Raw genomic sequence first — 21,232 nt, forward strand, 5'->3', positions numbered from 1 at the left:
GCCGATCAACCTCTTCTACCACTACGTCCGCAACGACCGCGACGGATTCACCCCCGCCCTCGCGGACGCCCTGAAACTCCACAAGACGTACTGGACCCTGAACAAGGACCGCGCCAAGGACAGCAGGCAGAAGTTCCACTGCCCCCGCGTATGGCGGAACGGCTCGAATATGTCCCGGTTCACCGTGCATATCGCGGAGCCGCCCCCGTCTCCCGTACTCCACATCGTCAGCGCGAGTGTGGCCGCCGTACAAGCTCCCCACAGACCCCAGGTGAAGGGGCGTTCACGCTTTCCGCGAACTGCGGCGTAGGTTCCCGCCCCTGCGGCGAGCGAAAGGATGACGGCCAGGGCGATGAAGAGTTCATGGCCTCGGAAGATGGCGGACAGCATGAAGACCGGGACTCTCGTGAGGATGCCCCCGTCCCATGACCGACGATGTATGTGATCTTCACATTATGTAGGGCACGCGAAGACGATCACCAGATCACCGGATCACCAAGAGGGCGCGCGGCCAGGTCTGTCGTCAGGCGGCGGCCTGGGCGGTCCCGTGTTCGGTTCGGCAGTCGCGGCAGCGGCCGGGGGTGGGGGCGCGGAAGGCGCGTTCGCAGCCGTCGCAGGTCTGTAACGGGGTGACGACGACCCGTGGTCGGGCGGGGGCGGCGAGTTCGTCGGGGCCGGGGAGGGGCGGGGGCAGCAGCACGGTGAGCCGGTGCCTGAGGAGTTTGGCGGGGTGGCGGAGGAGCCTGGGCGGGTCGTTGGTGAGGGCGTGGCGGATGGTGTCGGGGTGGGCGTCGCGTTCCAGCCAGGCCGCGACTGCGGGGACGAGCTGGCGGACGTCGTTCTCGGAGAGCACGAACTGGGGTGCGTGGCGGCGGAGGTCGCTGAGGAGTGCGGTGGCGGCGCGGTCCAGCTCCGGGGTGAGTTCGCGGGGTTGAGGCAGGGGCGGGCGCGGCGGCTTGGGCGCGGTGGGGGGCGGGACGAGGGGGACGAAGGGGGTGTTGGCCTGCGGTGCGTGTTCGTCTTCATGGTCGTGTTGTACGTCGGGGGGTGCGGGGGCGGCGGCCGCTTCCGGTGCGGGCGGCTCCGGTGCGGGCGGCTCCGGTGCGGGCGGCTCGGGCTCGGGGATCTGCGGTGCTGGGATCTGCGGTGCGGCGGGGCGCCGTTGTGGCAGCGGCGCCACAGCCCTGGGCCGTAACAGCGCCGCAGGCTGGTTGCAGAACACCGTGCGGGTGACGATCCGGCCGTTCGGCAGGCGGGTGCGGGCCCGTTGCAGGTAGCCGTGGGCTTCCAGTTCGCGCAGGGCGGCGGCGACGAGCTTCTCGCCCTCGGGGAAGCGGGCGGCGAGCGCTTTGATGCCGATCTCGGTGCCTTGAGGGAGCGACTGGATGCGTACGGCGAGGCCCACGGCGGTCGTGCTGAGGGTGGGGTGCTGGGCGAGGTGGTTGCCGACGACGGTGAAGCGGTCGGTGTGGCGGATCGCGATGTGGATCACGCCACGGGCCGGGAGAGGGCCGGGAAGCTCTGTCAGGGCGCGCATGAGCGCAGTATTCTGCGAGGTATCCATCGGGAAGCTGTCTCTTCCTTGGTGGTCAGGCCCTCGATCGGGATTGCAGTCCCGGCCGGGGGCCGACGTATGTGCTGGTCTGGTGGCGTGAGCATATGCCTGCCAACCGGTGCGAAATCCAGCTCAGTTGGCAAACCTCACCCGTGTGGGTGACGAGCCCCCGGGATCCGTCAGGTGAACGAAGGGTTGGGTTGGGTGGGGTTATTTCTCTAGTTCTTCAAGTAGTTGATGTCGCTCGCCACCGCGTCGCGGTCGCGCACGATCCGGTGAGCGGTTTGTGCCGGAAACCGGATCGCGCCCGCGCACGACCCTGTCGGGATCGTCACCGTACGAGGGGGAAATCAGCCATACCGGAGTGAGTACGGACGCTCATGTCCGGGCCCGGACCAGTTCCTACCGTGAGCCCATGAACACAGGCACGCCGTACGCGAGCACTCTCCCCTGTACGCCGGATCAGTGGCCGCTGCTCTACCTGTGCACGGTGGCCGTCCTGGCCGGTTTCGGCCTGCTGGTGAACCTCGGCGCGCTGTACGTGTCCGTCTTCGCCACCGACGACTGCGGCTCCACCACGCCCACCCCGTTCCGCTGCACCACTGCGGGCACGCTGACGATGTACGCCCTGCCGTGGATGGGCCTGATCGTCGCGGTGGTCGCCGCCGTCGGCCTGGGCCTCGGCGCCTTCGGGCGCGGCGACTCCCCCTGGTGGTTCCTGCTCGCCGGAGCCGGTGCGCATCTGGCGTCACTCGCCGCCCTCTGCGGTGTGGTCCTGTGGGGCCGCGGAGAACGAAAGGCTTCTGCCCCATGAGCATCGGCATCGACGCGTACCAGCACTGGAAGGGCAAGGCGGTCCGCCGGCCCGACGACGTGACGACCACGACCCCGCTGACCTGGCAGGTGGAGAAGTACGGCGAGGCCGAGCGGCGCGTCACCGGCCGGCACCTGCCGCCCTCCGCCCACGCCACCGGACGCGCCACCGCCGCCGACGCCCTGGCCGAGCTGGCACTGGGCGAGTCCATCCGCCGCACGGTCCTGCGGCAGCGCGGGGGGACCGTGCACGCCGCCCTGGAACTGGGGTCCACCTGGGCCGAGGTGGCCACCGCGCTGGGCGGCACCCCGGATGAGGCCCGCGCCGCGCTCCGGCTGTACGCGGAGGAGCAGCGGAAGCGCTACGAGGACGACCGGATGGCCGGCCAGAACCCCACGGGCCTCTCCCCCGAGCAGTACCGCTCCGTCCTCGGCCTGGCCGAACTGACCGACCACGAAAGTACGTTGTCGCCGTCGCCGTCACCCTCAGGGAAGCAGCCGGATGAGCCCCTGGCCTGAGGGGTGCTCCTCCCCTGAGTCGTCCGGGATCCCGAGCCTGAGCCCTCGGCTCCGGGCGACCCGGTGCACATCGCGCAGGGAGTGCGTGAGGGCCGCGCTCACGTGGCGGAGCTGGATCTCGGTGGTCTGTTCGTCGGCCAGCATGTCGTCGGCGTGGTCCAGCAGTTCGAGCGCCATGCTGAGTTGCTGGGCCTCCACCTTGTCGGCAGCCTGCGAGACCCTGCCCGTGCCGTTGCCGACGACGTAGCAGGGCCTGCCTCCCAGGCCGGTCCAGGGAAGCAGACGGGCTTCGTTCGGCGCCTTTTCGCTCATGGGAAGTCAACTTCGTGACATGTGAGGGTGAATTCTTCGCTGAGTGGCGATCCACTCACAGAGTGAGACCGGCGCGGCTAAGGGCTGTCCCGTAAATGATCTCTGAGGGACGGGACCGTGGGAGGCGATCAATCCGGCCGCTTATCTAGCCGGAGAGGTTGAGGTTGTGCAGCCGGGCGATGCCGAGCATGGCGTGGTGGACACCATCGCCTTTGAGGCGGCAGTCACGGAGGATCTTCCAGTTCTTCATGCGGGCGAAGACGTGCTCGTCCCGGGCGCGGACCTGCTTGTGGGATTTGTTGTGGGCCTCCTTCCAGTCGGGCAGCTCCTCGGCTTTGCGGCGCCAGTGAGGCATCACGAGTCCGGTGCCCGGATAGCCGCCGTCGGCGATGGTGATGGTCATGCCAACGGCAGCCTTGGCCCCTGACTCCTCCCATGCCTTGCAGTCATTGCGGTTGCCGGGTACTGGGCGGCCCACCAAGACGACGTGGCGAGTGTCAGCGTCGATGACGACCTGGTGGTTGGTGGAGTACCGATAGTTCTTGGACCGCTCGGCCATGGTGTGGTCTCTGGTGGGCACGAGTGTCCCGTCCACGATCAGTACGGTGCCCTTGTCGAAAGACCTGCGTGGCCGGAGCGCGATCATCGGCCCGAGATGGTCGATGATCCGGTCTGCTGCGGACTTCGACACACCGAAGAGCAGTGCGAGTTGCCGCATCGTCAAGTTTGTTCGCCAGTAAGCCGCGACCAGCAGCGTCCGGTCCTCCAGAGGCAGGCTCCACGGCCGCCCTCTACCGACGGCGTCCGCACCCTCGCGCCGCAGAACCGTCACCAGCTTGCCGAAGGAACGCTGGTTCAGCCCGGTGAACGGGGCTATCCAGGACGGCTGCGATGCCGTAATCACACCAGTCACAACTGGATCATCCCAGTTGCCGCTGCCGCCCCATGCCCTCGATTCTGCGTGAGGGGGTTCGTCGTCTCCCTGCGAGGACTTCGGCACCGAAAGCCTGGCGCACCGATGAGTTTCCTGCACTGCGGGGGTCCTATTGGCAGCAACGCACACCACAGCAGTACGGACCCTACGTGAACTGGAGAGACAAACATGGCAACAGCGCGAGAGCAGTCGGCCGGAGCCGAGGCCCGAGTCACCTCCGCCGACGGCACCGAGATCGCATTCGAGCAGTCGGGCCGCGGGCCGGCCGTCGTCCTGGTTGCCTCGGCACTGGCAGACCGCTCGGACACAGCCAAACTCGCGACTCTCCTCGCCCACCACTTCACTGTGATCAACTACGACCGGCGCGGACGCGGTGCCAGCGGGGACGCCGCTACTTACGCCCCCGACCGCGAGATTGAAGACATCGCCGCGTTGGTCGAACACGTCGGCGGTTCGGCGTCGCTGTTCGGCTCGTCCTCCGGAGCGGTCCTCGCCCTGCGCGCGGCCGCGACCGGAGTCAACGTCGACCGCCTAGCTCTGTACGAGCCGCCGTTCGTAGTCGGGGAAGGCGACGACGGACCGCCTAAGGACCTCGCGCAACAGATCACCGCGTTGCTTGCGGAGGGCCGGCACAGCGACGCGGTCAAGTACTTCATGACCAGGGTGCAGGGCATGCCCGGCATCGCCGTGTTCTTCATGAAGCTCATGCCGAAAATGTGGGCAAAACTCACCAAGTTGGCCAGCACTCTCCCCTATGACATCGCGGTCATGGGCGATACCCAGCAAGGCAAGCCGCTCGATGCCGAGGAGTGGAAAGGGGTGGCCCTACCCACCCGCGTGCTGACCGGTGGCAAGAGTCCAGCCGCATTCCAGCGCGCCGCCCTCGCCGTCACCGAGATCCTGCCGCAGGCCGACCACCGCACTCTGCCCGGACTCAACCATGGCGCCGTCGTCATGGCTCCGAAGAAGATCGCCCCGCAGATCATCGAGTTCATCAAGGGATGAGCTTGTCGTTCGAGCGGTTCGGCGGCGCTTGGCACCCCTTCTGGCACTCGAAGCGGAGCACGCCCCATCCCCAACTGACCGCCGAACCCCGAACGACCACGACTTGCGGGACAGCCTTTAGGCTCGCCAGAGCATTCGGAGTGACATCGCGCTTGTCGCACGGGAGCTGGCTGTGAGTAATGCCTATGGCGAATGGTTGAAGTCCGCACGTGAAGCAGCAGGACTGACCCAGCAGCAGCTGGCAACCACGGCCCTCATGACCCGGTCGCACATCTCGCATATCGAGGCCGGACGCCGCGTGCCGAGCGAAGAAGACGCCCGACGACTGGATCTGGCGCTGGGCACGGGCAATGTGCTCACGAGTTTCCGGCGGGGAGCGGAGGACGACGGAGTCCTCGCGGACTACTTCGGCGCAGCGCGGCATCTCGAACAACAGGCGACGATGATCCGCGAGTTCGCCCTGTCATTTCTCCCGGGCATCCTCCAGACCGAGGCGTACGCACGTGCCGTCCTCGGCATGGCGTTCCCACCGTTGAGCCCGACGGAATGTGACAAGGCCGTCGTCGCACGGCTGAAGCGCGCAAAGATCTTCGAGGGCGCCAAGCCACCGGTGGTCTGGGCGATCCTGGACGAAGCGTCGCTCCGACGTCCGATCGGTGGACCGAAGGTCATGGCGGAGCAACTGGACCACATCATCGAGCTCACCGAAGCGAAACTCATCCGCACGCACGTGCTCCCCATGTCGCTCGGTTTCCACTCGTTGCTGGAAAGCATGCTCACGTTGATGTGGTTCGATGACCAGCCGCCCGTCGCCTACAGCGAAGGGGTGCGGGTAGGGAAGTTGCACGACTCGCCGGCCGTAGTCGAGGCACTCCAGAGCCGTTACGCTCTTGCACTGAGCGACTCCCTGTCACGAGACATCTCTCTGGCGGAGCTGAAGGCAACAACAGCGAAGGGCTACAGAGAACATGGCTAGGCGGAGCATCCCGACCAACTTCTCGCCCACCCGCTGGCGCAAGTCGTCCTACAGCGGCAGCGAGTCGGGGAGCTGCCTCGAAGTGCAGGACCACCACCCCACCGCCGTCCCCGTCCGCGACTCCAAGGTTCCCGGCGGGCCTACGCTCCTCATCCCCGCGCCCGGGTGGTCCACCTTCATCAACGTCGTACGCGACGGGTCCCTGTAGTCCGCGCACGCGGGCGGGGGGGGGGGGGGGGGCGCTCCCGCCCCCCCCCCCCCCCCCCCCCCCTTTTCCCCCTCGGGCGCCGCCGCCGCCGGCCCAGAGCTGGCGGGGGCCGGCGGGGGCCGCGAGGTTCCCCCCCCCCCCCCGCCCGCTGTCACTTCTGGTCCGTCGGCGTCGCCGTCGGATCAGACGCGACGGTGGCGGCCGTAGTACTCACCCGTCGTGCGGTGGAAGTCCGCGTCGCCGACGTGCTTGTCCTTGTCGAACTCCGGGGCGTCCTTGATCTGCTCCTTCGTGAGGTCGATGTAGACCTTCTGGTCGTCGGTGTCGATCCGGCTCACCGTGCCCGCCGGGAGCAGGACGTGCTTGCCGAAGATCCATACGCCGGTGTCGACCACCAGGTACGAGGACGTGACGTCGTCGGAGTGCTTGTCGACCTTGCCGATGCTGCCGTCGGTCGCCTCAACCTTGTAGCCGATCAGGTCGGTGCCGACGGTGTGGCCGACGGTCGGCTGGTAGCCCCACAGGTTCTCAGACATAAAGAAACTCCTTCGATCGCACCTGAATGAATTTGGTTCAGCGGACCGCGCACCTCGTTGAAAAGGTGCTCTTTCCGCCCTGCTCATTTCCTGAGCAACCGTTGACAGCCTCGTGCCCGGCACCCCCGGCACCATGTCTGCGAACTCGTACGTTTTTCGATCCATTTCGCGGGAATTCGATGCGCCCGCTCCGCGCCTCCGCGCGACCCAGATGAAGAATCATGGGTTTCGGAACGGCTGGGGCGTCAACGCTAAGGAGGACTTGCCCGCAGGCGCGGACAGGGCCGCAGCTCGACCGAGGGTGTTCCAGCATGGGCGTAGAGCGTTCCGGCCCTGATCAGAGGCTCCGCGATGTGGCACGGGCGATGCGTGGGGTCATCGAGCTGCTGGAGGTCTACTGGACGCGGGTTCCCGAAGGCTTCTCGCCCGTCACCGTGTCCGCGCCTCAGCTTCGGGTCATGTACGTGATCGAGCGCCGGGAGGGCATCAATCTGCGGCAGCTGGGTGCGGAGCTGGACGCGGCGCCGTCGTCGGTGAGCCGGCTGTGCGACCGGCTGGAGGCCATCGGCTTCGTACGGCGGTCCTCCAGCACGGCCAGTCGGCGCGAGGTCGAGCTGCGGCTGACCGCTCAGGGGCGAGTGCACCTCGACCGGCTGCGGGCACGGCGGGAGGAGCGTCTCGCGGCCGCTCTGGCGCGGGCGTCACCGGCCTCGCGGGCCCGGCTCATGGAGGCGGTGGAGACCATCCGCGTCGCGCTCACCGGCGCCGTACGGGCCGGGCCCGCCGAACCTCCGGGATCAGGAGCCCAGCAGCCCCCGCACACCGGGAAGGAGCAGCCGCCCGGTGACCGGGCGGAGCAGCCGCCGGGTGACGGGTCGGAGCGGCCGCCGGACACCGGGACGGAACGGCGTACGGGATGACCAGCACTCCGGCGCGCTGGTGTGCGGCCGGGCGGCGGGACCTCCTCACCACTCCCGGGCCGCGATCAGCTCCTCCCCGTCCGCGTCCTCGAAGCCGTACGCCTGCGCGATGAACCAGAACGCCTCGCCTATCTCCTCGCGCGCCACCGTCTCGATCTCGCTGCCCGCCGCCTCGAACTCCGCCTCCAGGGCGTTGAACTCCTCCGTCGCTCCCTCGGTCAGCCGGTACAGCGCCGCCAGGTCCGCCGGCCGCTCCGCCTCGATCCGCTCGCACAGGCGCAGCAGCACCGCCCGGCCCCGGTCCAGGACGTGGTCCGGGTAGTAGTCGTCCTCGTACAGCGGGAGCAGGAACGCGTGCTCCGCCACCTGCTGGTTCGTGATCGTCACGATGGCCCCTCCGCCCTTGCCGGTGCACTCCCGTCGATCGTGCACCACGCCACTGACAACGCCCCGGCCCAGCCGCTCTCCCGCGTGCTCAGCATCACCCTGGACAGCTCCGTGACCGACCGGTAACTTCGAGGGGGAATGAGCAAGCGCTTAGCCCTGTCCGGTGAGCGAATACACCAGCCGATCAAGGCCGATCAAGGAGGCACCCCGTGCGCCGTACGGTATTCAACGAGGACCACGAGGCGTTCCGGGAGACCATCCGCGCCTTCATCGCCGCCGAGGTCGTGCCGGTGTACGACGAGTGGTTCGCCGCGGGCGTCGTGCCGCGCGAGTTCTACCTCAAGCTCGGTGAGCTGGGCATCTTCGGCATCGAGGTCGACGAGGAGTACGGCGGCGCGGGCATCGACTCGCACAAGTACGAGGCCGTCATCTACGAGGAGACCGCCCGTGCGGGTGTCTCCTTCGGCGGCTCCGGCGTGCACACGCTGCTCGGCCTCCCGTACGTCAAGATGCTCGCCACCGACGAGCAGAAGAAGCGCTGGCTGCCGAAGTTCGCGACCGGCGAGGAGATGTGGGCCCTCGCGATGACCGAGCCGGGCACCGGCTCCGACGTCGCGGGCATGAAGACCACCGCCAAGCTCTCCGAGGACGGCACCCACTACGTCCTCAACGGTGCGAAGACCTTCATCACCGGTGGCGTCCACGCCGACCGCGTGATCGTCTGCGCCCGTACCGCCGCCCCGCGCGAGGACGACCGCCGCTTCGGCATCTCCCTCTTCGCCGTCGACACGAAGTCCGAGGGCTACTCGGTCGGCCGCAAGCTCGACAAGTTGGGCCTCAAGACCTCCGACACCGCCGAGCTGGCGTTCGTCGACGTCAAGGTCCCCGTCGAGGACCTCATGGGCGAGGAGAACAAGGGCTTCGGCTACCTCGGCACCAACCTGGCCTCCGAGCGCTGGGGCATCGCCTTCGGTGCGTACGCGCAGGCCGCGGCCGCCGTCCGGTTCGCCAAGGAGTACGTGCAGGAGCGCACGGTCTTCGGCAAGACCGTCGCCTCGTTCCAGAACACCAAGTTCGAGCTGGCCGCCTGCCAGGCCGAGGTGGACGCGGCCCAGGCCGTCGCCGACCGTGCGCTGGAGGCCCTGGACGCCGGAGAGCTCACAGCAGCAGAGGCCGCCTCCGCCAAGCTGTTCTGCACCGAGGTCGCGCACCGCGTGATCGACCGCTGCCTCCAGCTGCACGGCGGATACGGCTTCATGAACGAGTACCCGATCGCCCGCCTGTACGCGGACAACCGCGTCAACCGCATCTACGGCGGCACCAGCGAGGTCATGAAGTCGATCATCGCCAAGTCCATGGGCCTGTAGGCGGGCCCAGCCCCTCTGCAAGAGCTGTAAGGACTACGTTCTCTTCATGAGCGCAGCACTCGATTCCCTGCTCGATCTGCTCGACCTGGAGCAGATCGAGCGGGACATCTTCCGGGGCACGAGCCGCAGCGCGGTCGTGCCCCGGGTGTTCGGCGGGCAGGTCGCGGCCCAGGCGCTGGTCGCCGCGGGCCGGACCGTCCCCGCCGAGCGGGCCGCCCACTCCCTGCACGCGTACTTCCTGCGCGCCGGGGACCCGGGCGCGCCCATCGTCTACAGCGTCGACCGCATCCGCGACGGGAAGTCCTTCACCACCCGCCGGGTCGTCGCCGTCCAGCACGGGCAGCCGATCTTCCACCTCTCCGCCTCCTTCCAGACGTACGAGGACGGGCTGGAGCACCAGGCCGACATGCCTTCCTCCCCCGATCCGGAGACCCTGCCCACGGCCGCCGAGATGCTGCCCCGGTACGCGGACCGTTTCAGCGATCCCGGGATGGTGGACCGGCTGATCGAGGCGCGGGGCGCCGTCGACCTGCGGTATGTGGACGCGCCGCCGTTCGGCACGGTGGGCGAGACGCGTGAGCCGCGTTCGCAGGTCTGGTTCCGGACCAACGGCAAGCTCGCGGACGACCCGCTGCTGCACGTCTGCATGGCCACGTACGTCTCCGACATGACGCTGCTGGACTCGGTGCTCCTGGCCCACGGGCGGGGCGGCTGGGCGGTCGGTGACGTGGTCGGGGCGAGCCTGGACCACGCGATGTGGTTCCACCGGCCGTTCCGGGCGGACGAGTGGCTGCTGTACGACCAGGAGTCGCCCTCGGCCTCCGGCGGGCGGGGCCTGGGCCAGGCCCGGATCTACACCGCCGACGGGCGCCTCGCGATCACCGTCATCCAGGAGGGTGTCGTCCGGGTTCCCCGTTGACCGGCGGCGGGATGAGCCCCGCCTGAGGTGCCATTTCGGACATACTCCCCTCCATGAGCTCCATGAGTGACGCGCAAGTCAAGAGCGAAGCTGACGACGGGGAGTCCACCTTCACCGTCATCGTGGCGGCCCTCGCCAACCTCGGCATCGCCGTCGCGAAAGCCGTCGCCGGCCTGATCAGCGGGTCCAGCGCGATGCTCTCCGAGGCCGCCCACTCGGTCGCGGACACCGTCACCGAGGTCATGCTCCTCACCGCGCTCAAGCGGAGCGAGAAGCCGGCCGACGAGGACCACCCCCTCGGTTACGGCCCCGAGCGGTACATCTGGGCCATGCTCGCCTCCATCGCCACGTTCGTCGGCGGTGCGGTCTTCTCCATCTACGACGGGGTCCACACCCTGATCGCGGGCGAGGAGCTGGGCGACCCGCTCATCTCCTACATCGTCCTGGCCGTCGCCTTCCTGCTGGAGGGCTACTCCCTGCGCACCGGGGTCAAGCAGGTGCGGCGCGAGGCGTCGCGGCTGCGGGTGCCGGACACGTACTACCTCCGCCACACCCCCGACACCGCCGTGAAGGCCGTCGTCATGGAGGACTCGGCGGCGCTGATCGGGCTGCTGCTGGCGGCGGGCGGGCTGCTCGGCGGGCAGCTCACGGGGTCGGGGGTCTGGGACGGGATCGCGTCCTGCCTGATCGGCCTGCTGCTCGTGTACGTGGCCTGGGTGCTCGGCCGCTCCAACGCGCAGCTGCTCATCGGGCGCCCGCTGCCCCCGGCGGTGCGGGCGGGGGTGCGGGAGGAGCTGAAATCCGTACCGCACATCGTCGACGTACTGGAGCTGACCACGCTCATCCAGGGGCCGTCCGAGATCATGATCGCCGCGAAGGTCGACTTCCGGGACATGGCGACGGCCGAGGAGGTCGAGTGGGCCTGCGAGGAGGCGGAGGCCCAGCTGCGGGAGCGGTTCCCGTCGGTCCGGCGGGTGTATCTGGACCCGACGCCGGGGCGGGAGCAGCGGGAGCGGCGCAGGGGGCCTTGAAGCCTGACGGCTCCGGCTCCGCCGGCCGCCCCCAGGAGCCCGCCGGATCCCCTACACCGCCGGCTCCCGTGCGGCGTCGGGCTCGCGCTCGTCCTCCAGCAGCCCCGCCGCGTGCAGCAGGTAGTCCGTCATCGGGTCGTAGAAGCGCGGGTCGGTGACGTGGTCGTCGAGGGGGACGGTGACCTGGAGGGTGCCCTCCGCCTCGCCGAGGAAGAGCGCCGGGTCGTTGCAGTCCGCGTAGCCGATCGCGTCCAGCCCGCGCCCGCCCGCGCAGCCCGCCCAGCCGTGGTCCGCGACGACGAGGTCGGGCAGCGGGCGGCCCAGGTGCGCCATGGCGTCCAGGATGGCCGCCATCGGGGCCGGGGAGTGGGTGTGCCAGAGGGTCGCGCCGCGTTCCAGCATCGCGACATCGGCGAACTGGACGACCAGCCCCTCGTCCGCGATCAGCCCGGAGGGGATGCGGACGATCTCGCAGCCCGCCCGGCGCAGGGCGTCCGCCGTCTGCCGGTGCACGTCCAGCAGGCCGCCGGGGTGGCCGGTGGCGAAGAGGACCCGCTCGTGGCCGTCGGCCGCCTTGCGCAGGCGGGCCGCCATCCGCTCCAGGGCGTCGACCGTCAGCTCGGGGTCGATGGTGTCCTGGCCCATCCGGTGCGCGGGGTCGTCGTTCACTCCGCAGCGCTCGGCCATCACCGCGAGCACGTCCTGCTCGTCGGTCCAGCGGTCGCCGAGCTCCAGGCCGAGCCAGTAGTGGCGGTCACCGTTGGCGAGCTTGCGGTAGTGGGAGAGGTTGTTGTCGCGAGGTGTGGCGACGTCCCCCGCGATACGCGAACGGACGAGGTGGTCGACGAGGGCGGCGCGGCTGGGTATCGGCATGCACCCATTGTGCCGCCCGGGGTGCGGGGCGTGCCCGGTGTCCCGTACGCCGGACGGTACGCCGGACAAGTACGCCGGACGGATCCGACGCGGGCCCGTAAGTCTTCCGGGACTGTTCACCCTCGCGTGACCTGCGCCTTCCCCGGCCCGACGGGTGCGGCCGGTCGAATGGAAACACCCAGAGGTCTGGACCAATTGAGTCACGCCAATCCGCTGTCTCATTTCCGCCCGAGGCCGCGTTCTCGCGCAAGTGGTCTATACCTTTGGCACTAGGGTGGGCCACCTGAAACGGGTACATACACAGCCGTGGGGGGCTTTATGACCGTGCATCACCTTCCGCAACCACCGTCCGACGACGAGCTCTACTGGTACTTCGGGCCGCAGCGGCGCTGGGTCCTGGTGAGCAGTTCGCTGGCGTTCGTCTTCACGGCGGCCACCATGTTCGCCTTCGCGTTACGGACTCCGGCCCTGTGGGCGTTCCTCGCGATTCTCGGGCTCAACGTCGTGGCGCTGGGGCTCTCCTCGGTCAACAGCCTGCGCCAGCGCCGGCTGACCCGGCCGTCGCACGAGGTGCTCGTCCACGCCTGGCAGCCCGCCGAACTGCCCACCGTGGACCTGTACTTGCCGACCTGCGGCGAACCCCTCCCCGTCCTCGACAACGCCTACCGCGCCGTCGCCGCCGTGGACTGGCCCGGCGCCCTGACCGTCTGGGTCCTGGACGACGGCGACCGGCCCGAGGTCGCCGCGCTGGCCTCCTCGTACGGGTACGAGTACGTCGTCCGGCCCGACCGGGGGCATCTGAAGAAGGCGGGCAACCTCAACCACGCGCTCACACTCAGCAATTCGGAGTTCATCGCGATCCTGGACGCGGACTTCGCTCCCCGCCCGGACTTCCTGCGCCACCTGGTGCCGTATCTCGCCGACCCCGCCGTCGGCATCGTGCAGAGCCCCCAGTGCTTCGACACCGACGAGTCGATGGAGTGGATCCAGCGCGCCGCCGGTGCGGCCCAGGAGTGGTTCTTCCGCTGGATCCAGCCCTCCCGGGACGCCAGCGACGCCGCCATCTGCTGCGGCTCCAACGCCGTCTACCGGCGCAGCGCGATCGACCTGGCGGGCGGCTTCGCGCGGCTCGACCACAGCGAGGACCTGTACACCGGGCTCGCCCTGCACGAGCAGGGGTTCCGCACCCAGTACGTCCCCGTCCTGGTCGCCAAGGGCACCTCGCCCGACGAGGTCACCTCCTTCGTCAACCAGCAGTACCGCTGGGCGATGGGCAACCTCCACCTGCTTGGAACGCCCGTCCTGAAGCGGATGCGGGCGCCCTGGCGGATGCGGCTCTGCTTCTACGAGGGCGTCGTCGGCTACCTCACGACGGCCGTGAACACCTTCGCCGCGCCGCTGCCGCCGCTGGTGATGATGTTCTGGTACCCGGACCACATCCGGCCCTGGCACGTGCTGCCGCTGCTCGCCCCGCTCTGGCTCTGGCACGTGCTGCTGCCCCGGATCAGCCGCACCCGCTGGCGGGTGGAGGTGATCCGGGCCAACGTCCTCACCAGCGTGGCCGCCGCCACCGCGTTCTGGCACACCCTGCGGGGCCGCAGCGCCACCTGGGTGCCCACGGGGACGCGCAGCAAAGGGAGTTCGGGCTCGATGGCCCGCCGGGTGGTGGGCGTCTCGCTGGCCTGGCTCGTCCTGTCCAACGGGGCGGCGGCGGCCGGGATCGCGCTGGCCGTGGCCCGTAACGGCTGGGAGCCCAACTGGGGTCTGCTGCTCTATCTCTTGGTGCAGCTCCAGATCAATGTGCCGTTGATACGTGACCTGTTGACCGAGCTGCGTCCGGGGGCGCGGGACGAGGACGTCCCGCAGCCGTCACGTGGCGCGGGGGCCAGGGCGTTCCTGGTGAGCCTGCGCTCCCCGGCCGGGATGCTGCCCCGCCGCTGGCCCGAGACCCTCGCCGCCTCCGCCGTCCTCCTGCTCACCGGCCTGCTCGCCTCGGGGTGGGTCAACCCGATGCTCCCCTGGTCGAGCTGAGCCGAGCCGCGCCGTGCTGAAAGGCCTTGCCGTCATGCCCTTCCTCCTTGCTCCCGGGCCGCGCCGGAAGACTCCCGGCCCCCGCCGGAAGCGCTCCGCACCAGCGTCCACGCCACCGCCCGTGCCGCCCGCCCGGCGTTCCGGCGGCGAGTCCGGGCCCAGCCCGCACCGCTCCACGTTCCGGCCCGACATCGAGGGACTGCGGGCCGTCGCCGTCCTCGCGGTCCTCGCCTTCCACGCCGAAATACCGGGCCTGACAGGCGGGTTCGTCGGCGTGGACGTCTTCTTCGTCATCTCCGGCTACCTGATCACCGGGCTCCTGGTCCGCGAGGCCATCAGCACCGGCCGGATCCGGCTCGGCGACTTCTTCTCCCGACGGGCCCGGCGCCTGCTGCCCTCGGCCGCCGTGGTGCTCGCGGCGGTCGCGGTGGCCGGCGCCTGGCTGACCGTACCGCTGCGCCGCACCGACCTGGAGTACGACGTCCTCGCGGCGGCGCTCTCCGTCGCCAACTGGCGGTTCGTCTCCCAGCGGACCGACTACCTGGCCGCCGGGCACGACCAGAGCCCGCTGCTGCATTTCTGGTCGCTCGCCGTGGAGGAGCAGTTCTACCTGTTCTGGGCGCCGCTCCTCGCGGTGGTCGTGCTCTGCGCCGCCCGTGCGGTCCGGCGGGGGCGGGCCGTACGGGCGGTGGTGGCGCTGGTCACCGGGGCGCTGGTCCTCGGCTCGTTCGCGCTGTCCCTGCACTGGACGGAGCACTCGGTCTCGCTCGCGTACCTCGGAACGCCGTCGCGCGTCTGGCAGTTCGGAGTGGGGGCGCTGCTCGCGCTGCTGCCCTGGCACCTGCTGCGCGGGCCGCGTCCGCTGCGGCTGCTGTGCGGGTGGGGCGGGGCGGCGGCGATCGGCTGGTGCGTGGTGGCGTACGACGCCTCGACGCCGTACCCGGGTTACGCGGCGCTCGTCCCGACCCTGGCCACCGCCGCCGTGATCCTCGCGGCGATTCCGGGGCGGGGCGAGCGGAACGTCCAGGGCGCGTACGGGGTCGGGCGGCTGCTGGCCGGGCGCGCGCCCCGGGCCGTCGGGCGGCTCTCGTACAACCTGTACCTGTGGCACTGGCCGGTGCTCGTCCTCGCGGAGGCCCGGCTCGGCACGCTCGGCTGGCCCGCGAGGACCGCGCTGACGCTGGCCGCCGTCCTGCCCGCGCTGGCCACGATGCGCTGGGTGGAACAGCCGCTGCGCCGCAGCCGTACGGTCTCCGAGCTCCCCCGGCGCGGGCTGGCGGTGGGCGTCTCGGCCATCGTGCTGCCGGTCGCGCTGGCCCTGGTGGTGGGCACGGCCACGCTGCACCTGATGGGCCCCGCCACTCCGGTCGACGTCAAGGGGCTGCCGCCGGGGGCCGCCTCCGGGCCGTCGCTGCTCGGGGCCCCCTCAGGGGACGGGCCGGTGGTGCCGAACCCGGTCCAGGCCCGCAAGGACTTCCCGCCGGACCGGAACTGCCAGGTCGCGCCGGAGGTGACCCGCAGCCCGGAGTGCCTGTTCGGGGCGGTGGACAGCCCGGACCGGATCGTGCTGCTCGGCGACTCGCACGCGGGGCAGTGGTTCTCCCCGATGCTGGCGCTGGCCTCGCAACGCGGCTGGGCGCTTCAGGAGTTGGTCAAGCAGGGATGCCCACTGCCGGAGTTGGCGGTGGACAGCCCGCAACTGGGTCGTGCGTACCGGGAGTGCGACACCTGGCGTGCCGATGCCCTGGAGCGTCTCCGTACGGGACCGAAGCCCCGGCTCATCGTGATCGCCTCGCTCAACCGGTACACCGCCGATCCCGAACTCCTCGCCGCTGCATGGGAGAAGACGCTGAAGCCGCTGCGGGCGATCGGCGCCCCGGTCGTGTACGTCGAGGACACCCCCGTACCCGGGAAGGACATCCCGGCGTGTGTCTCGGGCGCTCCGGACGGTGCGGCCGCCTGCGCGTTCCAGCGGGCGGAGGCGGTTCCGGCCGATCCGCTGGCCCGGAGGATCGCGGCGGGGGCGGTGCCGGGCGTACGGGCCATCGGCGTGAACCAGGTCCTCTGCCCGGGCGACGGCCCGACCTGCCCGGCCGTACGGGACCGCATCCTGCTCTACCGGGACGACGCCCACCTCACCAATGTGGCGGCCGTCGTGCTGACCCCGAGGCTGGAGCGGCTGCTGACGGACGCGGGGGCGCTGCCGACGGCCGTCACCCCTGCGGCCCCCGGGGACTGGACCGAGCTGCTGCGGGACGACTTCGAGGGCCCGGCGGGCAGCCGCCCCTCCCCCGCGAACTGGCGGTACGACCTCGGGACCTGCTACCCCGGCTGCCCGGCCCCGCAGTGGGGCACCGGCGAGATCGAGACCATGACCGACTCGACGGACAACGTCCGCCTGGACGGGAAGGGCGCGCTGGAGATCGTGCCCACCAGGAAGGGCGACGCGTGGAGTTCCGGGCGGATCGAGACCGTACGTTCCGACTTCGCACCGCCGCCCGGCGGAGTGCTGCGGATCGAGGCGTCGATCGCGCTGCCGGACGTGACCGGGCCGAAGGCGGCGGGGTACTGGCCCGCTTTCTGGACCCTGGGCGCCGAGCTGCGCGACGGGTACACGGGATGGCCGGGCGTCGGTGAGCTGGACGTCATGGAGTCCGTCAACGGCCGGGACACCGTGTTCGGTTCGATGCACTGCGGGGTGCTGGAGGGCGGGCCGTGCAAGGAACCGGTGGGGCTGACGTCGGGGCCGCAGGCGTGCGCGACCTGCCGTACGGAGTTCCACGCGTACGCCGTGGAGGTCGACCTCGGCGCGGGTGAGGTGCGCTGGTATCTGGACGGCCGGGTGTACCACCGGGTGAGCGCCGGGCAGATGGACGCCGGGACGTGGAAGCGGGCGGTGGACCACGGGGTGTTCCTGATCCTGAACGTGGCGATCGGCGGCAAGCTGCCGGCCGCGGACGGCGCGACGGCGGGGCCGGGCACCGAACCGGGGCATCCGATGCGGGTCGATCAGGTCACGGTGAAGGTCAGGGGCTCGGACTCCGGTCCGGTCAGGGGCGGCGGCTCGGGCTGAGGCCCTCGACGGTGAGGGTGAAGAGGCGGTCGGCCTGGACGGCCGGTTCGGTGTGGTGCTCGGTGGCCAGGGCGATGCCGACGGCGAGGGTGATCAGGTCGTGGAAGGTGACGCCCGGCCTGACCGCCTCGTCGCGCAGGGCGCGGCGGAGCAGCGGGGTGGCCGCGGCTTCGAGCACCGCGCCGCAGGAGTGGCCCCCGGAGGGGTCGGCGGGGGCGTCGGTGGGGGGCTCGTAGGTGAGGGCGTCCGCGAGCCCCCGGGCGGAGACGGCGTACCGCACGAGGTCGTGGAGCCAGTCCAGCAGGGGGGCCCGGCTGTCGTCGGCGCGGGTCAGCTCGTGGGCGCGCTGACAGAGGGCCTGGATGCGTTCCTGGAAGACCGCTTCGAGGAGGGCCTGGCGGGTGGGGAAGTGGCGGCGCACGGTGGCGGAGCCGACGCCGGCGGTACGGGCGACCTGCTCCAGGGAGGCGGCGGCACCGTGCCGGGCGACCTCCGCCTCGGCCACGGCCAGGATGCGGCTGTAGTTGCGTCGGGCGTCCGAGCGCTGACCGGTCACGTGCTCTCCGTTCTCTGCTTGCTCTGCTTGCTCTGCTTGCTAAGTGGTGGGCCCCGCCATATCGTAGCGAGGGTGAAACGGCGGGCCCCGCCGTTTTGCCCGTTCGCGGTCCCGTCGACGATTGCCCGAGGAGACACGGCCATGTCATCACCCTCTGCCCCCGTACTGGTCACCGGCGCCACCGGACGCCAGGGAGGGGCGGTCACCCGAGCACTGCTGGCCGCCGGGGTGCCGGTGCGCGCGCTGGTCCGCGACCCGCACGCCCCGCGCGCGAAGGCCGTCGAGGCGCTGGGCGTCGAGCTGGTGACCGGAGACCTCTCCGACCGGTCCTCGCTGGATCCCGCCTGCGCGGGCGTCCGTGCCGTGTTCTCGGTGCAGATGCCGCCGATGGACGAGAGCGGGGCCGACTTCGCCGCGGAGCTGGCGCAGGCGACCCACCTGATCGAGGCGGCGCGGGCCGCGAGGGTGCCCCAGTTCGTCCAGTCCTCGACCAGCGGGGTCGGGCGGCACACGGAGACCCCGGGCTGGGCGGAGGGCCGCTGGGCGGCCATGGAGGGCTACTTCGCCACCAAGCAGGCGATCATGGAGAAGGTGCGCGGGGCGGGCTTCGCCCGCTGGACCGTGATCAAGCCCGCCTTCTTCATGGACAACCTGCCCCAACTGGCACCCCACGGGCCCGAGGGCGGCCTGGCGACGGTCCTGCTGCCGGACACGCCCCTGGCGCTGGTGGCGACGGAGGACATCGGCGCGGCCGCCGCCCACGCCGTTCTGGAGCCCGACCGCTTCCACGAGGTGGAGCTGGAGCTCGCCGGTGAGGTGCTCACCATGACGGAGGTCGCCCGGACGCTGTCCACCGCATGGGGCGTTCCGGTGGAGGCGCCCACCATGAGCCTCGACGAGGCCCTCGCGGCCGGCATGCCCGCATGGGGCGCCGGACACGTCTGGAGCAACGCCATCCTCCAGCCCGCCCGCCCCGAACTCGCCCTGGAGCTCGGGATTCCGGTGACCACGTTCGCCGCCTGGGCGCAGAACCACCTGACGGCGGCCCGAGGAGCCTGAGGAACGGACAGCCGCGGCCGCCGGACCCTACGCCGTACGCCGTGCGCCGCACCGGCCACGCGCGAGTCCCTCCCCCGTTACCCGGGGACCCGCGCGAGCCGTCGTGCGGGCCGAACGGTCGTACGACACGGTCGGCCGGGGCCCGGAGCCGCACCGTGGTGCGGCTCTGTCCGGGCACCGGAAGTATCGCCTTCCGTCCGGGGAGGGGGCGAACGCTTTTCCGGGTGGATCCCGGCCGGGGAGCCGCCTGTTCAGCCGCGAGGGGCGGGCCGGCCCCACAACGTGACCGCGCGCAGCAGCCGCTCGACCGGGCCGAGCCGGTGGCGGCTCATCAGCCAGGCGGACGCCGCGAGTTGGAACCCGTAGAAGAGAAGTGTCCCGCCCAGCACTGCCGCCGCGCCGACCCGGCCGTACAGGGCGGCCCCGTAGCCCGTGAAGACGAGCGCCATCACCACCGACTGCGCAAGGTAGTTGGTGAGGGCCATGCGTCCGGCCGGGGCCAGCCGGGCGGCCAGGCGGGCGCCGCGCGGGGTGGTGAACCAGAGGAGCAGGCCGCTCGCGTACGCGGCGCTGAGCGCCGGTGCGGTCAGCATGCCGAGGATGAACGCCGGGATCTCCCAGCGGGCGCCCAGCGGCCCCACCGTGCCCGCCGCCATGAGCACCCCGCCGGGCAGGCCGACGGCCAGGCCCCAGAGGCAGACGCGCCGCAGCCGGGCCGTGCGGTCCGGGGTGCCGGTGTCCGCCAGGAGGCGGCGCCTGCCCGCGACGAACCCGGCGAGGAACGCGGCGACGACCATGCCGCCCATCATGAGGAGCCCGACAAGAATGTCGCTCCAGGCGTCCATGTTGGCGCGGACCACGTCCGCCGGGCCGCCCCGGTACGCGGTGGTCAGCTCGGCCGCGGAGGCCGCGGAGGCCGCCAGGCCTTCGTCGCTCTCACCCGTGTCCACCAGGGCGACGGCCGCCCCGAGGAGCAGGTAGAGCCCGGCCACGACCCCGTACACCCGGAGCGCGGCACGCCACATCCTGGCCGGGTCGACGGCACGGGCGGCGAGGAGGATCAGGCCGAGGAGCGCGTACGTGGTGAGGATGTCGCCCGGGTACAGCAGGACCGCGTGCAGCGCGCCGAGCACGAACAGGCCGAGCAGGCGGCGCAGCATCCTCGGTGCGAAGGGGGCCCCGTCGCGTTCGGCCGCGTCCATCTGGAGGGTGAAGCTGTAGCCGAAGAGGAAGGAGAACAGCAGGTAGAACTTGGTCTGCACGAGCGCCATGACGAGCCAGTGCGCCACCTGGTCCAGACCACTGGCGGTCGGCCCGGCGCTGCCCCCGCTCAGCCCGTCGAGGCCGGACATCACGAGGACGTTGGCGAGGAGGATGCCGCAGAGCGCGAACCCGCGCAGCGCGTCGATCTCGACGATGCGGTGAAGCCTTGGGCTTACGGCGGCGGGCTCGATCGCCGCTGTGGGCCCGATGGTCTCCGGGCGCTTCACGGCACCACGGAGAGCACCGTCACCACGGTCACCGTGGAGATCGCGGCCTGGAGGTTGCGGATCGCCTCCCGGACGCTCACGCCCGCCCAGTGGCCGTCGGCGATCTCCGCCATGCGCGGGGTCACCTGCTTCTTCGGCAGGCCGGGGAAGGCCTGCGGGTGCATCCCGGTGGCGTGCACCAGGGCGACCAGTGCGCTCGTACGGGCGTCCGGCTCGGCCCCGTACAGCACCACCGCGGCCAGCCGGTCCCGCAGCTCGCGCTCGACGGAGCCGTCGGCCTCCGGGTAGCGGCGCACCGGGAAGACGCCGAGGGCCCGGTGGCGCTCCTCGGTCACCAGGCCGCGGGCGCAGAGGCTGTCCACGACGTCCTGCGAGCCCTTCGCGTGCTCCCGGGTCAGCCACTCGACCACCTTGCGGCTGCTGGAGGCCCCGTGGACCCAGCGCGTCAGCCGGTCGAGCCGTCCGTCGAGGAGGGAGTCGCCGGTCGGGGTCGGGTCGAAGACCTCGACGCGACCGCCCTTCACCGTGACGCGGCCTGCCATGACCAGCTCCAGGAGCATGCCCGCGGCCACGCCCCAGCGCGCCGCCGACTCCCCCTTCGCCGCGCCCGTCGTGTCGTCCAGCGACAGCAGCATGATCTCTTCGCCCAGCGAGACGGCCATGGTCAG

Annotated in this window: 22 protein-coding genes; 13 read left to right on the top strand and 9 right to left on the bottom strand. The window is 70.8% G+C overall.

What is annotated here, in order from left to right; all coding sequences use genetic code 11:
• A partial coding sequence (locus tag IF17_RS1000000140040) for an Imm49 family immunity protein (protein WP_244890573.1) occupies positions 1-310 on the top strand: 310 nt, incomplete at its 5' end.
• Between the two features lie 213 nt (positions 311-523).
• Here the strand turns inward: IF17_RS1000000140040 and IF17_RS0133725 are convergent.
• On the bottom strand, positions 524-1,564 hold the full coding sequence (locus IF17_RS0133725; protein WP_030574541.1) for a hypothetical protein: 1,041 nt from the start codon (positions 1,562-1,564) through the stop codon (positions 524-526).
• 406 nt (positions 1,565-1,970) lie between these two features.
• Here IF17_RS0133725 and IF17_RS0133730 point away from each other — a divergent pair, with 406 nt between their 5' ends.
• Positions 1,971-2,369: a hypothetical protein gene (locus IF17_RS0133730; RefSeq protein WP_030574544.1), complete on the top strand. Its 399-nt coding sequence runs from the start codon at positions 1,971-1,973 to the stop codon at positions 2,367-2,369.
• Positions 2,366-2,887: a hypothetical protein gene (locus tag IF17_RS0133735; protein ID WP_030574546.1), complete on the top strand. Its 522-nt coding sequence runs from the start codon at positions 2,366-2,368 to the stop codon at positions 2,885-2,887. Before IF17_RS0133730 ends, IF17_RS0133735 begins: the two co-directional genes overlap by 4 nt.
• On the opposite strand, the gene IF17_RS0133740 is transcribed toward IF17_RS0133735, so the two are convergent.
• Entirely contained in the window at positions 2,855-3,199 is a 345-nt protein-coding gene (locus tag IF17_RS0133740) for a hypothetical protein (RefSeq protein WP_030574549.1), read from the bottom strand. The genes IF17_RS0133735 and IF17_RS0133740 overlap by 33 nt on opposite strands.
• A gap of 145 nt (positions 3,200-3,344) precedes the next feature.
• Positions 3,345-4,112 carry an IS5/IS1182 family transposase gene (locus tag IF17_RS0133745; protein ID WP_030574552.1) on the bottom strand — a complete coding sequence of 256 codons (768 nt, stop codon included), beginning with the start codon at positions 4,110-4,112 and terminating at the stop codon, positions 3,345-3,347.
• A gap of 189 nt (positions 4,113-4,301) precedes the next feature.
• Between IF17_RS0133745 and IF17_RS0133750 the strand changes: the two genes are divergently transcribed.
• From IF17_RS0133750 to IF17_RS0133760, 3 genes are all read left to right on the top strand, one after another.
• Positions 4,302-5,138, top strand: a complete 837-nt coding sequence (locus IF17_RS0133750) for an alpha/beta fold hydrolase (RefSeq protein WP_030574555.1) — start codon at positions 4,302-4,304, stop codon at positions 5,136-5,138.
• Positions 5,139-5,310: 172 nt separating this feature from the next.
• Positions 5,311-6,114 carry a helix-turn-helix domain-containing protein gene (locus tag IF17_RS0133755; RefSeq protein ID WP_030574558.1) on the top strand — a complete coding sequence of 268 codons (804 nt, stop codon included), beginning with the start codon at positions 5,311-5,313 and terminating at the stop codon, positions 6,112-6,114.
• Positions 6,107-6,322, top strand: coding sequence for a DUF397 domain-containing protein (locus tag IF17_RS0133760; protein ID WP_030574560.1), 216 nt, complete (start codon positions 6,107-6,109; stop codon positions 6,320-6,322). The genes IF17_RS0133755 and IF17_RS0133760 overlap by 8 nt, the downstream gene beginning before the upstream one ends.
• 182 nt (positions 6,323-6,504) lie before the next feature.
• Here the strand turns inward: IF17_RS0133760 and IF17_RS0133765 are convergent, their stop codons facing one another.
• Positions 6,505-6,858: a PRC-barrel domain-containing protein gene (locus IF17_RS0133765; protein ID WP_018511266.1), complete on the bottom strand. Its 354-nt coding sequence runs from the start codon at positions 6,856-6,858 to the stop codon at positions 6,505-6,507.
• A 311-nt stretch (positions 6,859-7,169) separates the two neighbouring features.
• Between IF17_RS0133765 and IF17_RS0133770 the strand changes: the two genes are divergently transcribed.
• Positions 7,170-7,778, top strand: a complete 609-nt coding sequence (locus tag IF17_RS0133770) for a MarR family winged helix-turn-helix transcriptional regulator (RefSeq protein ID WP_030574563.1) — start codon at positions 7,170-7,172, stop codon at positions 7,776-7,778.
• 45 nt (positions 7,779-7,823) lie between these two features.
• On the opposite strand, the gene IF17_RS0133775 is transcribed toward IF17_RS0133770, so the two are convergent.
• The gene (locus tag IF17_RS0133775; RefSeq protein WP_018511264.1) at positions 7,824-8,165 is read right to left on the bottom strand and encodes a DUF5713 family protein; all 342 of its coding nucleotides are present in this window, start codon (positions 8,163-8,165) and stop codon (positions 7,824-7,826) included.
• Positions 8,166-8,374: 209 nt separating this feature from the next.
• Here IF17_RS0133775 and IF17_RS0133785 point away from each other — a divergent pair, with 209 nt between their 5' ends.
• From IF17_RS0133785 to IF17_RS0133795, 3 genes are all read left to right on the top strand, one after another.
• Positions 8,375-9,532, top strand: a complete 1,158-nt coding sequence (locus tag IF17_RS0133785) for an acyl-CoA dehydrogenase family protein (RefSeq protein WP_030574566.1) — start codon at positions 8,375-8,377, stop codon at positions 9,530-9,532.
• Between the two features lie 46 nt (positions 9,533-9,578).
• The gene (locus IF17_RS0133790) at positions 9,579-10,451 is read left to right on the top strand and encodes an acyl-CoA thioesterase (protein WP_030574568.1); all 873 of its coding nucleotides are present in this window, start codon (positions 9,579-9,581) and stop codon (positions 10,449-10,451) included.
• A gap of 62 nt (positions 10,452-10,513) precedes the next feature.
• On the top strand, positions 10,514-11,482 hold the full coding sequence (locus IF17_RS0133795) for a cation diffusion facilitator family transporter (protein WP_030574571.1): 969 nt from the start codon (positions 10,514-10,516) through the stop codon (positions 11,480-11,482).
• Between the two features lie 51 nt (positions 11,483-11,533).
• Here the strand turns inward: IF17_RS0133795 and IF17_RS0133800 are convergent, their stop codons facing one another.
• Positions 11,534-12,355, bottom strand: a complete 822-nt coding sequence (locus IF17_RS0133800; RefSeq protein WP_030574574.1) for a phosphatase — start codon at positions 12,353-12,355, stop codon at positions 11,534-11,536.
• 318 nt (positions 12,356-12,673) lie between these two features.
• On the opposite strand from IF17_RS0133800, the gene IF17_RS0133805 reads away from it, so the two are divergent.
• Together IF17_RS0133805 and IF17_RS0133810 are read left to right on the top strand one after the other, a co-directional pair.
• Positions 12,674-14,386 (top strand): glycosyltransferase family 2 protein, encoded by a 1,713-nt coding sequence (locus IF17_RS0133805; protein ID WP_030574577.1) that lies wholly within the window; start codon positions 12,674-12,676, stop codon positions 14,384-14,386.
• Positions 14,387-14,420: 34 nt separating this feature from the next.
• Positions 14,421-17,459, top strand: coding sequence for an acyltransferase family protein (locus tag IF17_RS0133810; protein WP_030574580.1), 3,039 nt, complete (start codon positions 14,421-14,423; stop codon positions 17,457-17,459).
• Here the strand turns inward: IF17_RS0133810 and IF17_RS0133815 are convergent.
• A complete protein-coding gene (locus IF17_RS0133815; protein WP_030574583.1) occupies positions 17,437-18,015 on the bottom strand; it encodes a TetR/AcrR family transcriptional regulator in 579 nt (192 codons plus the stop codon). The genes IF17_RS0133810 and IF17_RS0133815 overlap by 23 nt on opposite strands.
• Before the next feature lie 141 nt (positions 18,016-18,156).
• Between IF17_RS0133815 and IF17_RS0133820 the strand changes: the two genes are divergently transcribed.
• Complete coding sequence (locus IF17_RS0133820) at positions 18,157-19,074, top strand: NmrA family NAD(P)-binding protein (RefSeq protein WP_030574587.1); 918 nt, start codon at positions 18,157-18,159, stop codon at positions 19,072-19,074.
• A gap of 251 nt (positions 19,075-19,325) precedes the next feature.
• Here IF17_RS0133820 and IF17_RS0133825 read toward each other — a convergent pair whose 3' ends face one another.
• On the bottom strand, positions 19,326-20,564 hold the full coding sequence (locus IF17_RS0133825) for a DUF418 domain-containing protein (RefSeq protein WP_030574590.1): 1,239 nt from the start codon (positions 20,562-20,564) through the stop codon (positions 19,326-19,328).
• Positions 20,561-21,226, bottom strand: coding sequence for a GOLPH3/VPS74 family protein (locus tag IF17_RS0133830; RefSeq protein ID WP_030574594.1), 666 nt, complete (start codon positions 21,224-21,226; stop codon positions 20,561-20,563). The genes IF17_RS0133825 and IF17_RS0133830 overlap by 4 nt, the downstream gene beginning before the upstream one ends.
• Between the last annotated feature and the right edge of the window lie 6 nt (positions 21,227-21,232).

Origin of the sequence: Streptomyces cyaneofuscatus, from assembly GCF_000718135.1 — a bacterium.
Taxonomy (GTDB): domain Bacteria; phylum Actinomycetota; class Actinomycetes; order Streptomycetales; family Streptomycetaceae; genus Streptomyces; species Streptomyces cyaneofuscatus.